Annotated in this window: 11 protein-coding genes; all 11 read left to right on the top strand. The window is 75.2% G+C overall.

Features of this window, described 5'->3' with window-relative positions; genetic code table 11:
* Nucleotides 1-13 precede the first annotated feature (13 nt).
* A complete protein-coding gene (locus OHS71_RS02950; RefSeq protein WP_328476455.1) occupies nucleotides 14-862 on the top strand; it encodes a hypothetical protein in 849 nt (282 codons plus the stop codon).
* Nucleotides 863-1,079: 217 nt separating this feature from the next.
* Nucleotides 1,080-1,349, top strand: coding sequence for a phosphopantetheine-binding protein (locus tag OHS71_RS02945; protein ID WP_328476453.1), 270 nt, complete (start codon nucleotides 1,080-1,082; stop codon nucleotides 1,347-1,349).
* Nucleotides 1,346-5,869, top strand: a complete 4,524-nt coding sequence (locus tag OHS71_RS02940) for a non-ribosomal peptide synthetase (RefSeq protein ID WP_328476451.1) — start codon at nucleotides 1,346-1,348, stop codon at nucleotides 5,867-5,869. Before OHS71_RS02945 ends, OHS71_RS02940 begins: the two co-directional genes overlap by 4 nt.
* An 18-nt stretch (nucleotides 5,870-5,887) precedes the next feature.
* On the top strand, nucleotides 5,888-7,177 hold the full coding sequence (locus OHS71_RS02935; RefSeq protein ID WP_328476449.1) for a CurL C-terminal domain-containing protein: 1,290 nt from the start codon (nucleotides 5,888-5,890) through the stop codon (nucleotides 7,175-7,177).
* A gap of 16 nt (nucleotides 7,178-7,193) precedes the next feature.
* Entirely contained in the window at nucleotides 7,194-8,258 is a 1,065-nt protein-coding gene (locus OHS71_RS02930) for an SAM-dependent methyltransferase (RefSeq protein WP_328476447.1), read from the top strand.
* A complete protein-coding gene (locus tag OHS71_RS02925; RefSeq protein ID WP_328476445.1) occupies nucleotides 8,255-9,574 on the top strand; it encodes an MFS transporter in 1,320 nt (439 codons plus the stop codon). Before OHS71_RS02930 ends, OHS71_RS02925 begins: the two co-directional genes overlap by 4 nt.
* 13 nt (nucleotides 9,575-9,587) lie before the next feature.
* Nucleotides 9,588-10,313: a GNAT family N-acetyltransferase gene (locus OHS71_RS02920; protein WP_328476443.1), complete on the top strand. Its 726-nt coding sequence runs from the start codon at nucleotides 9,588-9,590 to the stop codon at nucleotides 10,311-10,313.
* Nucleotides 10,314-10,324: 11 nt separating this feature from the next.
* The gene (locus OHS71_RS02915; RefSeq protein WP_328476441.1) at nucleotides 10,325-11,662 is read left to right on the top strand and encodes an ATP-grasp domain-containing protein; all 1,338 of its coding nucleotides are present in this window, start codon (nucleotides 10,325-10,327) and stop codon (nucleotides 11,660-11,662) included.
* Complete coding sequence (locus tag OHS71_RS02910; RefSeq protein ID WP_328476439.1) at nucleotides 11,659-12,075, top strand: cupin domain-containing protein; 417 nt, start codon at nucleotides 11,659-11,661, stop codon at nucleotides 12,073-12,075. Before OHS71_RS02915 ends, OHS71_RS02910 begins: the two co-directional genes overlap by 4 nt.
* Complete coding sequence (locus OHS71_RS02905; RefSeq protein WP_328476437.1) at nucleotides 12,072-13,148, top strand: pyridoxal phosphate-dependent aminotransferase; 1,077 nt, start codon at nucleotides 12,072-12,074, stop codon at nucleotides 13,146-13,148. Before OHS71_RS02910 ends, OHS71_RS02905 begins: the two co-directional genes overlap by 4 nt.
* A complete protein-coding gene (locus tag OHS71_RS02900; protein WP_328476435.1) occupies nucleotides 13,145-13,639 on the top strand; it encodes a GNAT family N-acetyltransferase in 495 nt (164 codons plus the stop codon). Before OHS71_RS02905 ends, OHS71_RS02900 begins: the two co-directional genes overlap by 4 nt.
* The last annotated feature ends 61 nt before the right edge of the window (nucleotides 13,640-13,700 follow it).

The following is a 13,700-nucleotide window of genomic DNA, read 5'->3' as shown; positions in this document are numbered from 1 at the left end:
GGCGTCCACCACGATGAGCAGACAAGCGCAGCCCGGCAGGCCCGGAACGGCCCGCCGGATCATGAACCCCGAAGAGAGCAACCGCCTCTTCGTGTACGAGTACGACCGGGGCAGCAACTACGAGGAGGACACCCGGCTCACCGCCGCGCTGTCGGCCCTGCTGCCGGAGGACGGGCTCGTCCACCCGGACCAGCGGCTGTTCCAGACGGTGCACCTGATCACCGAGTACGCGTGGTGCGAGATGCACTACGAGATGCGTCGTGCGGCCGGAGGGCTGCGCGAGGGCGACTACCTGCTCGCCGCCCAGCTGCTGGAACGCGCCGCCGCGATGGGCGAGGTGGCGGTCGGGGCGCTGCGGGTGCTGGTGGACTTCCTCCCGCAGGAGAGCCTGCTGCTGATGCGGGAGACCTTCCCCGAGAACACCACGGGTCTCGACTCGCCCGGCGCCCGCAATCTGCGCCGCGCGGCCACCGCGCTGTGGCAGGAGACGGAGGACGCCGTCGCCCGCGAGGGGATCGGGGTGCGGGATCTGATCGCGGCCCAGGGCCGCGGCGGGTCGCCGGCCCGCGAGGACCGGGCGCCCGACCTCGCCCTCGTACGGCAGGCGCTGCTGCGGCTCGACGGGGCGGTCGCGGCCTGGAAGCACCATCATCTGCGACTGGTGTGGTCCCAGCTCGGCGGCCACCCGCAGACCGCTGCGTCCGCCGGCCCGGACACCCGCGAGGACCTGCCCAAGAGCCTGCGCGGACAGTCCACGGCGGGGGTTCGCGCCATGGCCGAGCGAAGCCTCTTCCCACGGCTGTGGGACTCCGTCGACGAGACCTACCGGGCGTTGGTGCCCGACGAGCCGACACCCGCATGAGCCTGGGGCCGCCGGAGCACGGCCCCGCCCGAGCAGGCACCCGCCCGAGCTGACGGCGGCCTGGGCGAACACCCGCCTCGGCGCCGGACGAGCACCGGCCCCCTCGGGCGCCGTGGGCGAGGGAGGCCCCCACACGGCCGGCACGCGGAACGGCCGGCACGACTGACGGCCGGCACGCAGAACGGCCGAGACGAAGAAACGGAAGGACACGACTGCCGTGACGGCGACCGAATCCGGGACACGCGACACCGGCGAGCTCACCGAACTGGTGCGCAGCGCCTGGGCCGACGCACTCGGACACGACGAATTCACCGACGAGGACCACTTCTTCCAGGTCGGCGGCCACTCCCTGGGCGCCCTTCACGTGGTCCGGGACCTCGGCGCGGCGCTGGGCCGGAAGATTCCGGTGCGGGTCCTCTTCCGCAACGCCACGGTGCGTGGACTGACGCGGGCGCTCGCTGCCGACGCGCCCGAGGAGCGCGCATGAGCGGCCACCCGGCGGGGCTGCCCGTCTCGGCCGCACAGACGGAGATCTGGCTCGCGGACCGCTGCGAGCCGGAGTCGGGCCGTTACAACGTGCCGGTGGCCCTGGAGTTCCTCGGCGACCTCGACGTACCGGCCCTGCGGCTGGCCCTCCTCGACCTGCTCGCCCGCCGGCCCGCACTGGCCGGCCGCTTCGACACGGAGGACGGGGACCTCCTGTTCCGTCCGGAGCCGTCGGCGCCGCTTCCCCTGAGCGTCGTACGGCACTCCGGCTCATGCCACTCCGACGCCATGCGCCAGGAGGCCGTCAGGGCGGCGCAGCGGCCCTTGGACCCGAGCGGCGCGCCCCTGCTGCGCGCGGAGGTGCTGAGCTGTGACGACGGCGCGCTGGTTGTCCTGACGGTGCATCACATCGTCGCGGACGGGCGCACCTTGGACGTCATCGCGGCCGACGTGCTCGCCGCGTACCGAGCCCACGCCCGCACCGACGAGCCCACCACCGCCGACGCACCGGTCGCACCGTCGTGGCTCTCCGCCGGGGAGGTCACCGAAGTCGCCGAAGCCACCGAAGTCGCCGAAGTCGAGCGGGCCGCGGCGGCCGCGGACCTCGCGGGAGCCGGAGACGCCGAGCGCGCACCCGCCCCGTACTGGCGGGACCTGCTCGCCGACGAGCCCGTCGCCCTCGGCCCGCTGCCCGACCTGGTCCGCGCCGAGCAGCAGCTTCGGGGTGCGGCCGGCTGGGTCGAGCACACTCTGCCCGCGCGACGGCTCCACGCCGTACGGGACCTCGCCGTCGAGCACTCGGTGTCACCCGCCATGGTCCTGCTCGCCGCGTGGAGCCTGCTGCTGCACGCCTGGTCCGCGGAGCAGGACGGCGTCCTGGGCATGCCGTTCGCCGGCCGTGACCGGCCCGGCGCCGAGGACGCGGTGGGCCTGTTCACCCGAGTGCTGCCGGTCCGCAGTCGCATGACGGCCGACGAGGAGTTCGGCGACCACGCCCGGCGCCTGGGCGAACAGGTGCTGGACTCCATGGAGGCACTCGCCGACGGCGGTCCGCCGCCCCCGGCGGCCACGCCCGCCTACCGGGCGGTGTTCCTGCACCAGCCCCGTACCGGCGGCGCCCTTCAGGTGCCCGGAGCAGTAGTGCGCGTGGTGCACCTCGACACCGCCTCGGCCAAGTACGACCTCGCCCTGGCCGCCCTGGAGCACACCGACCGGCTGGTGCTGCGCGTCGACTACGACAGCGGCCTGTACACCGAGGCCTCGGCCGCGTTGATGGCCCGCCAGCTCGACGCGCTGCTGTCGGCCGCCGAACGCCCGGGTGCCCGCTGCGGGGAACTGCTCGCCGCGCTGTCCGAAGCGCCTCCGGCCGACGGACCCGCTCCGGCCGGGGAGGACCGTGCCGCACGCTCGAGCGTGCCCGAACTGGTCCTGGAGGAGGCCCGGCGTGCCCCCGACGCCGTCGCCGTCGTGCACGGCGAACACACCCTCACCTACCGCGCCCTGACCGAGGCGGCGGCCCGTGCCGCGCACTGGCTCAGGTCCGGGGCCGGCGTTCGCGAAGGCGACCTGGTCGCGCTGTCGCTGCGGCCCGGCACACACACGATCACCGCCATGCTGGCCGTCGCCATGGCGGGGGCCGCCTATCTGCCGCTCGACCCGGACCATCCCGGCGCCCGGCTGCGGCTCGTCCTGGACGATGCCCGCCCCCGGCTGCTCATCGCCGAGTCGGCCGACACCGGCGGGACCCCGGACGGCCTGCCCGTCCACACTGTGCCGGACATCGCCCGCGCGGCCGCCGCCCTGCCCGGCACACCGCCCGTCGTCGCCATCGGCCCGGAGAGCGTGTTCAACGTCCTTTACACCTCCGGCTCCACCGGCCGTCCCAAGGGCGTCCTGCTGCATCACGGCGGTGTGCTGCGCCTCATGCACCGGCCGGACTTCCTGCCCCTAGGACCCGACGACACCGTCTCGCACCTCTCCCCGCTCAACTTCGACGGGGCGACCTACGAGATCTGGGGCGCCCTCACGCACGGCGCCCGGCTGGCCGTCCTCGACAAGGAACTCGTCCTCGACCCGCCCGCCCTGCGCACGGCCGTCCGCGACCTGGGCGTGACCACCCTCCTGGTCACCACCCCGCTGCTCAACCGCATCATCGAGGACGCCCCCGACCTCCTCCAGACACTGCGGCGGGTGTACTTCGGCGGCGAGCTGGTCTCCGTCCCGCATCTGCGCAAGGCGCTGCGCTGGGCCCGCCCGGGAACCCTGCTCCACAGCTACGGCCCCACGGAGAACTCCTTCACCTCCACCTGGTGCCCCGTCGAGGAGGTCGCGGAGGCGGCCCGCACCCTGTCCATCGGCGCACCGGTCCCCGGCACCCGAGCCCACGTCGTCTTCGAGGACACGCTCGTCCCCGCGCCGCCGTACATGCCCGGTGAACTCGTCCTCGGCGGCGACGGCGTGGCCCTCGGCTACCTCGGCGACCCCACTCGCACCGCCGAGCGGTTCTGGGCCGACCCGTTCGGCGACGAGCCGGGCGGCAGGCTCTACCGCACCGGTGACCGGGTGCGGTGGACCGCCGAAGGCCGTCTGGAGTTCATCGGACGGGCCGACAACCAGATCAAGATCAGGAGTCAGCGGGTCGAGCTCGGCGAGGTCGAGTCGGCCCTGCGCGCCCACCCGGACGTCACCGCGGCCTTCGTCACCAGCCGCCGCAACGACCGGGACGAGAAGGAGATCGTCGGCTACGCGGTGTTCGCCCGGCCCGGCGTGCGGGCCGAGGTCATGCGGCATCTGCGCGCGAGCCTGCCCGCTTTCGCCGTCCCCTCCCATCTGCTCACCCTGGACGAGCTGCCGCTCACCCCCAACGGCAAGATCGACCGGAGGCGGCTGCCCCGGCCCGAGGACACCGAGACGCCGGCCACCTCCTCACCGGGACCGGACGGCGCCCGTGACGCCTGCGCCCCCGCCCCGGGCCTGCACGAGGCGGTCCGCGGCGCATGGCGAGAGGTGCTGGGCGGGCGGGTCTTCGGCGACGACGACAACTTCTTCGACGCCGGCGGGCATTCGCTGCTGTTGGTCCGGCTCCAGGCGGCACTGCGCCGCACCACCGGGACCAAGCCGTCCGTCGCCGATCTGCTGCGCCACACCACCGTCAGGTCGCAGACCCGGCTGGTCGGCGGCGGCACGGGTGACACCCCGCACCCGGCCGCCGCGCGCTTCACGGCACGACCCGCGTCCGGACCCGACGACGACGCCGTCGCCGTCATCGGCATGGGGGCGCGGTTCGCCGGCGCCGCCGACCTGTCCGCCTTCTGGGACAACCTGCGCGCCGGACGCGACTGCTTCTCCGAGGGACCTGGACCGCTCATCACCGAACTGCCCGACGGACAGCGGCGGGTGGCGCGCTGGGGCATGGCCGCCGAGGGCGCACGCTACGACGCCGACCTCCTCGGCTTCACCGAGGACGACCTGCGCCACGGTGACCCCCAGCAGGGCGTCCTGCACGAGGTGCTGTGGTCGGCCGTCGAGGACGCCTCCCTGCGGCTGTCCGACATCGCCTCGCGCACCAGCCTCTACGCGGGCTGCGCCAAGGTCCTCGACACCGACCCCGAGGCCCGGGTGGACGACGTCGTCAACGCCGACCCCACCTTCGTCGCCTCCCGCTTCGCCTACCTGCACGACCTGTGGGGCGAGGCGCTGCTGCTGGACACCGCCTGCTCCACCGGCCTGTACGCGGTCCACCTCGCCTGCCGCAGCCTGCTCACCGGCAGCAGCGACTACGCCCTCGCCGGCGCGGTCTCCCTCGACCCGGCCTCCGACGGCAGCTACCGCTACCGTCCGGGCTTCCTCTACGCCGACGACGGCATGTGCCGGCCCTTCGACCGGCGCGCCTCCGGAACGGTGGGCGGTTTCGGCGCGGGAGCGGTACTGCTCCGCCGCCTCGCCGACGCCGAACGCGACGGGGACCCGGTCTACGCGGTGATCCGGGGAAGCGCGGTCAACAACGACGGCAAGGCGCGCATCGGCTACTCCGCACCCGGCGTCGAGGGCCAGTCGCGGGTCGTCCGCGAGGCCCTGGCCGCCGCCGGCGTCAGCGGCACGGACGTCGGCTTCGTCGAGGCCCACGGCACCGGCACCCGGCTCGGCGACGCCATCGAGATGACGGCCCTGGCCGACGCGCTCGGGCCAAGCGGCCCGCCGGTCCCCGTCGGATCGGTCAAGGCGTCCATCGGGCACTGCAACACCGCCGCCGGCATCGCCGGACTGATCAAGGCGGTCCTCGCCGTCCACCACGGCCACCTGCCCGCCACCCCCAATGTCGCCGAACCCATCGACGAACTCGGCGCGGACAGCCGCCTGTCCCTCCTGAGCGAGGGCCGCGCCTGGACCGAGCGGAGCGACCGGCCGCGCACCGCCGGGGTCAGTTCCTTCGGCGTGGGCGGCACCAACGCCCACGTCGTGGTGCAGCAGCACCGGGCCGCCTCCGCGGCCGTCCTCGTCCCGCAGCCGGAAAGGGTGTGACCCGCGGTGCACCGACCCATGACCCCGACGGACCTCCCGCGCGTGCTGGCCGTCTCCGCCCGCGACCCGCAGTCTCTGGCCGAGACGCGCCGACGCCTCGCCGCGTGGCTGGAGAGCACGCCGGACGCCGACCTCGACGACGTGGCCCTGACCCTGTGGCGCGGTCGTGAACGGTTCTCCTGCCGGCACGCCGTCACCGGCGGCTCCACCGCGGAAGTCGCCGCTCTGCTCGCGGACACCGAACCCCTCGCGGCCCCCTCGGCCGTGCGGGAGCCGGGCGACGGACCTGTCCTGCTGCTCGACGGCGCGCCCGTCACCTCGGCGCCCGTGGACCTTCCGGAGGTGGCCGACGCCCTGCGGGCCGCCCGGGAACACACCGGAGCCGAGGCGGCCCGTACCGTCGCCGTCCTCTACGGCCTGGCGGCCTGGCTGAGGGCCCGTGGCGTGACCCCGTGCGCCGTGCGGGGCACCGGACCCGGCGCTCTCGCCGCCGCGGCGGTACGCGGCGACCTCGCCCTGCCGGACGCCCTGTCGGCCGCCGCGGCGGGCATCCCGGGAACCGACGAAGATCTCCCCGAGGAGCACCCCGGAGCGCCCGTCGTCGTGATCGGCACCCCCCGGCCGGACGCCGTCGACGCCCTCGTCCTCGACCCGTCCGACGGCACCACCCACGCGCGGCTGCTCGCCGGACTGTGGCGGCAGGGCTACGACGTCGACACCACACTCGGCCGCCCCGGCCGCCGGGTCCGTCTGCCGGGACACCCGTTCCGGCGCCGCGAACCGGGCGGCCCCGCGCCGGCCGACGCGGTCGCCACGCGCCCTCTCACGCCGTACGAGCAGCGCTGGCTGTTCTACGACCTGGTCCGGCACGGCTCCTCCGGGGACCACAACGCGGCCGTCGCCACCGTCGTGGAGGGACCGCCCCCCGAGCCCGAAGCCCTGGGCGCCGCCTTCGCCGAACTCCAGCGCAGGCACCCGGCCCTGCGAACCGTCTTCAGTGAACAGGGCGGACGCTGGAAGGCCCGCACCCTGCCCGCCCCGGACGCCCGGCCGGTCCACCTCGACCCCGACCCCGACGGCGGCCCCGGACACCTGCGGGAGGCGGTGCTGGACGCGGCCCGACAGCCGCTCCTCCTGCGCGACACACCGCTGGTGCGCTGCTGCTCGCGCGGCGGAGCCGCCCACTGGGCCCTGGCCCTGGCCGTCTACGAACCGCTCACCGCCACCCTCGACCCCCGGCACCTGCTCGACGAACTCGTCGGCCTCGTGAGCGCCGACGCCCCGCATGCGCAACCCCAACCCGCCTGACCGGAACGGAACCGCCATGACACTCCTGCACACCCCGCCCCACGCGCTGCCCGCCGACTGGTACGGCGCCGCCCCCGCCCCGATCGGCGTCGACGAGGCGTTCAACGGCTACGTCGCCGCGACCGTCGTGCACACCCTCGACCGGCTCGGCGTCTGGGACCGCCTGGCCGCCGAACCCCGCCTGGACATCCCCGCCTTCGTGCGCTCCGCCGGGCCGGCCGTCCGCGAACGCGTCGTCCGCGAGGTACTGCGCGCCGCGGCCGTCTGCGGCTGGCTGCGGCTGGAGGACGACGGCGACACCGCGGCCCTCACCGACGCCGGACGCGAGACGCTCCGCATGCGCGGCTACTTCACCTGGGCCGTCGGCGGCTACAGCGACCTCTTCTCCGGCGCCGCCCGACTGGCCACCGGCGAGGCCACCTTCGGCGACACCCTGCTGCGCGACGAGGCGATGGTCGCCCTCGGCTCCGGCCAGAACGACCGCTCCTTCATGTCCACGACCCTCGACGACGTCCTCGCCGGCGTCGACTTCCGTACCCTCGCCGACCTCGGCAGCGGCATCTCCGCCCGGGTCAGCCGGGTCGTCGGCGCCAGGCCCGGCACCCGCGGCCTCGGCCTGGACATCAGCGGCCCCGCCACCGAACTCGGCCGGCGCACCATCGCCGAGGCGGGCCTGGAGGACCGGGTCCGGGCGATCCGCGCCGACGTGCTCGACGTCTGTCACCGCGAGGCCCACCACGACGCCATCGCCGAGGTGGACACGGTGATGAGCTTCTTCCTGCTGCACGACCTGCTCGCCGACCCCGACACCCGCCCGCACCTGTTCACCCGGCTGCGCGAGGCGTTCCCCGCCGCCCGGACCTTCGTCCTCGCCGACACGATGCTCCGCCCCGAGGCCGAGGGCTCCGCCCGCCTGCCGGTGTTCTCCCTCGGCTACGAACTCGCCCACGCCCTCATGGGCGTACCTCTGCACACCAAGGAGACGTACGAGGAACTCTTCGCGGCCGCGGGCCTGCACCCGGTGCGCACGGTCCCCTTCGGCACCCCGCACTCGTGGCTGTACGTCCTGGAAGCCCGGTGAGCGCCAACCCCCTCGCGGTCCTGCGCGAGTTCTCCCCGCGCACCCGGGCCGTGCTGGCGGTCAACGCGGTCAACTCCTTCGGCGGCGGCCTGGTCCTGCCGTTCCTCTGGATCTACCTGGACCAGGTCCGCGGCCTCGCGTCCTGGATCCCCGCGGCGACCCTCGCCGTGCAGGCCGCCACCTCCGTGGTCGGCGGCCTCGCCTGGGGCGCCGTTCTGGACCGGCTCGCGCCGCGCACCGTCGTCACCCTGGTGATGTGCGTCGCCGGAGTGGGCACCGCCCTGTACGCCTTCGTCACCTCGGCGCCGACCGCGCTCACCGCCGCCGTGGTGTACGGGCTCGGCATCAGCGGAGTGGGCACGGTCCTGCGCTACCTGTACGCCGGCGCCGCCACGGCCCGCGAGCGCGGGCTCGCCTTCTCGGCCGACTACGCCGTCTTCAACGCGATGACCGGACTCGGCGTCCTCGTCGGCGGCCTGGTGGCCGCCTCGGGGCCGGGGTCCCGTGCGGCCCGCTTCACGGCGCTCTACATCGCCGACGGCGCCACCTTCGTGGCCGCCGGCGCGGCCTTCCTGCTGCTGCTGCCGCGCATCGAGCGCGGCAGCCGGAAGACGGCCCCGGCCGGGCCGGTCGGCTACCGCGAGGTGCTGGGGCACCGGGCCCTCGCGGTGCTGCTCGGCACGGTGACGCTGTGTTCGCTGGTGTCGTACGGGCAGCTGAGGTCCGGGCTGCCCGGCTACCTCACGGCCGGCGGCGCCGTGGGCCCGGAGGGACTGTCGGGCACCTTCGCCGTGAACGTCGTCGTCGCCGTGCTCACCCAGGTGGTCCTCGGCGAACGCGTCCAGCGCGTGCGCCGCAGCACCGTGCTCTCCGTCACCGGCCTGCTGTGGGTGGCGGCCTGGGCCCTCGTCCTGGTCGCGGGCCGTCAGCACGGCGCCGCCGCGACGGGCGCGGCGATGGCCGGGGTGCTGCTGCTGTCGGTGGGGGAGGCCCTGGTGTTCCCCGTGGTCACCGCACTGCTCAACGACCTCGCCGGGGAACGCGCCCGGGGCCGGGTCAACGCCATGCTGTCGGTGGCCGTCTCCACCGGCTCGGTGGCCGGTCCCCTCCTCGCCGGGGCCACACTCCCGTTCGCCGACGGCCTGCCGCTGGTCGTCGCCCTCATCGCCGTCTGCGCCGCCGTCGCCCTCGTGGGACCGGCCCTGCGCCGCACCCTGCCGGCCGGCGCCGACCTGCCCGACCCGGCGCCGGAAGCCGAGGCCGACGAGCCCGCGGCCACCGGATCCGCCCCCGTCACCGCCGCCAGCGGCTCCTAGGAGGTATCCCGACATGCAGCACTGGCCTTTGAGCGGCATCACCGTGCGCACCCCGCTCGTCGAACTGCGCTGGCCGACCCCGCAGGACCTCGACGCGCTCGCCGCGCTGGGCGCCGAGGGCGTGCACACGCCCGGCTTCATGCCCTTCTTCTCGCAGTGGACGGACGGCGACCCGGCCACCGTCGCCCGCAGGGTCCTCCAACGCCACTGGAACGCCATGGCCCAGTGGAGTCCCGACGACTGGACGCTGTACCTGGTGGTGGTGCACGACGGCGAGGTGGTGGGCTCCCAGTCCCTGGGCGCACGCGACTTCGCGGTGACCCGCGAGGTGCTCCTGACCTCCTGGCTCGGTCTGCGCCACCAGGGCATGGGCCTGGGCGGTCATGCCCGCGCCGCCGTCCTCGAACTGGCCTTCGCGGGCCTTGGCGCACAGGACGCCTTCTCCGTCGTACGGCGGGAGAACACCGCCTCGCAGGCCGTGTGCCGCAAGTTCGGCTTCTCCCACGACGGCACGCAGATCAACGCCGTCCGCGGGGCGCGCGCCGTCAGCGACCGCTATCGGCTGCGGCGCGCCGACTGGGAGGCGGCGCGTGCCGTCCCGGCGGAGATCGACGGCCTGGAGCCGGCGCTCGGCATGTTCACGGCCGAGGCCACGACGGGCGCCCCCGCGGCCACCGGGCTGTCCGCCGCCCTCTCCGGCGTGCGTCACGCACCCGAACCCGACCACATCGACGCCTGAGGACGGTCGCCATGCCACGCCCGGTGATCACCGTCGTCTACGACTTCGGCTCCGTCGCCCCCGCGGACATCGTGGACCGTCTCGAACCGCTCGCAGACGTCGTCCTCGCCGTGTGCCGCTCGGCTCACACCGAGCAGGTCGCGCCACTCCTGGCCGACCTGGCGCCCGTCGTCGCCGTGGAGGGTGACAGCGCGGCCGCCCTCGACAAGGCCGCATCGCTCCTCACGGCACACCGTCCCGACGCCGTGCTGACCTTCAGCGAACGCCGGCTCGCCACGACCGCGGAACTCGCCGCACGGCTCGGACTGCCCTACCACGACGCCGACACGGTACGGCTGCTGACGGACAAGTACGAGCAGCGGCGCAGGCTCCGTGAACGCGGCGTGGACCCGGTGCGGACCCGGTTGCTGCGCACCCCGCGCGACTGGGCGCCCGCGCTCGCCGCGGTGGGGCTGCCCGCCGTCCTCAAACCGGTGCGGGGCGAGGGCAGCCGCAGCACCCATCCGGTGCGCGACGCGGACACCGGGGCCGCGCTCACGGCGGAGCTGCTGGCCGGCCGGGACGGCGAGAGGGCGGAAGAGGCCCTCGTCCTCGAGGAGTACCTCGCCGGCGTCGACCGCGCCCCGTTCGGCGACCACGTCTCGGTGGAGAGCGCGGTGGTGGACGGCCGGGTCACGCACTGGGCGGTGACCGGGAAGTTCCCGCTCGCCCCGCCGTTCCGCGAGGTCGGCCACTACTGGCCGGCGCCGCTCGACGACGCCGAGCGGGCGGCGGTGCTCGATCTGGCCGGCCGCGCCGTCGAGGCACTCGGGCTGCGCACCGGCATCACCCACACCGAGGTCAAACTCACCGCGCACGGACCCCGGCTGATCGAGGTCAACGGCAGACTGGGCGGCTTCCAGAGCGGCCTCGGCCGGCTGGCGGGCGGACTGGACCCGGTGGCCCTGGCGGGCCGGATCGCGCTGGGCGGCCCCGCCCCCGGGACCTGGGCGCCGCAGGAACGCGTGGTGTACGCCCGTGCGGTGCCCGCCCCGGCCGAGGGCGGCCTGCTGATGGGTGTGCAGGGGGTCGCGGACGCGCTCGCCGTGCCCGGCCTCGACGGTTACGAGACCCGGATACGGCCCGGCACCCGGATCCCGCCCGGTGTCGGCACCGCCGAGCTGGCCGTGCTGTGGGGCACGGCCGACGACCACAGAGCCATGCTCGCCGACCTGGACCGGGCCCTCGACGCCCTCACCTACACCTTCGCCGACGCCCCCGGCTCGGCGGACACGCACACCGTGCGCGCCCGCGACCTGGCCGGCCACGGCCCCCTCACCGCCCCCGACCGACGAAAGGCCCCCCGATGACCACCGAGACGCCGACGCCCGCACCCGCCCCGCTCCCGCCCGCGGCGGGCGCCGAGATCCGCACCGACATCCCCCGGTTCCTGCCGGTGGCCGGGCACCACGCACCGGCGCCCTTCTACCTCACGGCCGACATGTTCGGCGGCGTCCCCGTCGAGCTGGCCGGGGGCCCCATCGACCACTTGGTCGGCAAGCCGGTCGCCGATCCGCACCGCCACGAGGTCGACGAGATCTACTTCCTGGTCTCGCCCCACCCCGGCGGCGCACGCATCGAGGTCCTCGTCGACGGCGAACGGCACGAGCTGACCTCGCCCGCCCTGCTGCGCGTTCCCGCCGGGGCCGAGCACCGCTTCCTCACCCTGGAGGCCGAGCCCGGCAGTTACTGCTTCGGCCTGCTGCTCGGCGGTGGACGATGACCGCCCCCGTCGTCGCGCGCACCCCGGCCGGCGCGCCCGCGCGCCTCCACCTCAGCGAGAGCCCGTACGGCCCCAGCCCACACGCCCTGGCCGCCGCCCACCGGGCCGTCGACGACACCGGTACCTACCCCGACCCCACCCGCACCGCGCCCGCCCGGGCCGTCGCCGAGCTGCTGGGCGTCCGGCCGGACCAGGTCGCCGTCGCCAACGGCAGCGACGAACTGGTCCTGCTCAGCGCGCTCTGCCTGGGCGACCGGCAACGCCCCGGCGTCACCACGGCGGGCACCTTCCCCGGCTACCGGATCTGCCTGGAGAACGCCGGGCGCGGCTGCCGCGAGGTTCCCGTGGACAGCGTCGACGCCCTGGCCGCCGCCTTCGACAGCGCGGGTGTGGCGTACGTGTGCAACCCGCACAACCCGACGGGAGGCGCCCTGGACCGGGCCGCCTTCGACCTCCTCGTCGAACGGGCGAGCGCCACCGGCACCCCCCTCGTGGTCGACGAGGCCTACCTGGACTTCGCCCCGCCCGGCACCCCCCAGGTCCTCGACTACCTCGGCACCGGCGCCCCCGTGCTGGCGCTGCGCACCTTCTCCAAGGCGCACGGGCTGGCCGGGCTGCGCATCGGCTACGCCGTGGGCAGCGCCGACCTCGTGGGCCGGCTGCGCCAGGTGCAGGGCAGCATGCCGTTCAGCGTCAACCGCGCGGCACAGGCCGCCGCCGTGGCCGCGCTCGCCGACCGCGGCCACCTGGAGCGGGTACGGCGGGGCAACACCGTGGCCCGGGAGCGGTTCCGGGCCGACCTGGCCGCCCGGGGGCGCGGCGCGCTGCCGTCGGTGACGAATTTCCTCGCCGTGCCGGTGCCCGACTCCGCGCGGGCCGAACGGCTCCTCGAGCGCGACCACGGCATCCTCGTCCGCGACGCCGGCCGTTTCGGACTCGACGGGTACCTGCGGATCTCCGTCGGTGAGGCCGCGGACCTCGAACGCCTCCTCGACGCCCTCGACATCGTCGCCCCCGTCACCGACGCCCACCGCACGCCGGCCCCTCGCCCCGTCGCACAGGAGCAGCGGTGACCCGGGCCACCGTCCTCTCCACCGACCGGCTCCGGCTGCGGGAGGTACTGCCGGCCGAGGCACTGGAGCTGCGGGAGGGCCGGCCCGGCGGACTGGACTGGCTGGGCGGAACCCCCGGGGAGGGCTCGCGGGAGGCGGCGGGTCTGCTCGCCGCCGCCCATGCGGCCGGACTGCACCGGCCCGGCTGGGGCATGTACGTGCTCGTCCGCACCGAGGACGGCCGCGTCGTCGGCGGGATGGGCTTCCACGGACCGCCGGCGGACGGCTCGGTGGAGATCGGCTTCGACCTCCACCCGGACGCCCGCGGCCGCGGCTACGCCACCGAGGCCCTGGCCGCGCTCTCCCGCCGGGCGCTGGACGACCGGGGCGTCGCCACGGTCGTCGCCACGACCACGCCCGCCAACACCCCCTCGCAACGTGTCATGGAACGCGCCGGCTTCGTCCGCCGCCCCGACCACGACGGTCAGTTCGTCTACGTCCGCACCGCCTGACCGGGCACCGGCGCGCGTCCCGTCCCGCGCCGTCCCACCCGATCCGACGGAGCACCCATCC

Origin of the sequence: Streptomyces sp. NBC_00377 (genome assembly GCF_036075115.1) — a bacterium.
Classification (GTDB): domain Bacteria; phylum Actinomycetota; class Actinomycetes; order Streptomycetales; family Streptomycetaceae; genus Streptomyces.
The sequence above is the reverse complement of the archived record's forward strand: the minus strand, read 5'-3'. Positions and strand labels throughout refer to the sequence as shown.

What these genes read in the sequence shown, in the direction of transcription:
- OHS71_RS02950 (WP_328476455.1), top strand. Translation starts at nt 14, where the DNA reads ATGAGCAGACAAGCGCAGCCCGGCAGGCCCGGAACGGCCCGCCGGATC.
- OHS71_RS02940 (WP_328476451.1), top strand. Translation starts at nt 1,346, where the DNA reads ATGAGCGGCCACCCGGCGGGGCTGCCCGTCTCGGCCGCACAGACGGAG.
- OHS71_RS02935 (WP_328476449.1), top strand. Translation starts at nt 5,888, where the DNA reads ATGACCCCGACGGACCTCCCGCGCGTGCTGGCCGTCTCCGCCCGCGAC.
- OHS71_RS02930 (WP_328476447.1), top strand. Translation starts at nt 7,194, where the DNA reads ATGACACTCCTGCACACCCCGCCCCACGCGCTGCCCGCCGACTGGTAC.
- OHS71_RS02920 (WP_328476443.1), top strand. Translation starts at nt 9,588, where the DNA reads ATGCAGCACTGGCCTTTGAGCGGCATCACCGTGCGCACCCCGCTCGTC.
- OHS71_RS02915 (WP_328476441.1), top strand. Translation starts at nt 10,325, where the DNA reads ATGCCACGCCCGGTGATCACCGTCGTCTACGACTTCGGCTCCGTCGCC.
- OHS71_RS02910 (WP_328476439.1), top strand. Translation starts at nt 11,659, where the DNA reads ATGACCACCGAGACGCCGACGCCCGCACCCGCCCCGCTCCCGCCCGCG.
- OHS71_RS02905 (WP_328476437.1), top strand. Translation starts at nt 12,072, where the DNA reads ATGACCGCCCCCGTCGTCGCGCGCACCCCGGCCGGCGCGCCCGCGCGC.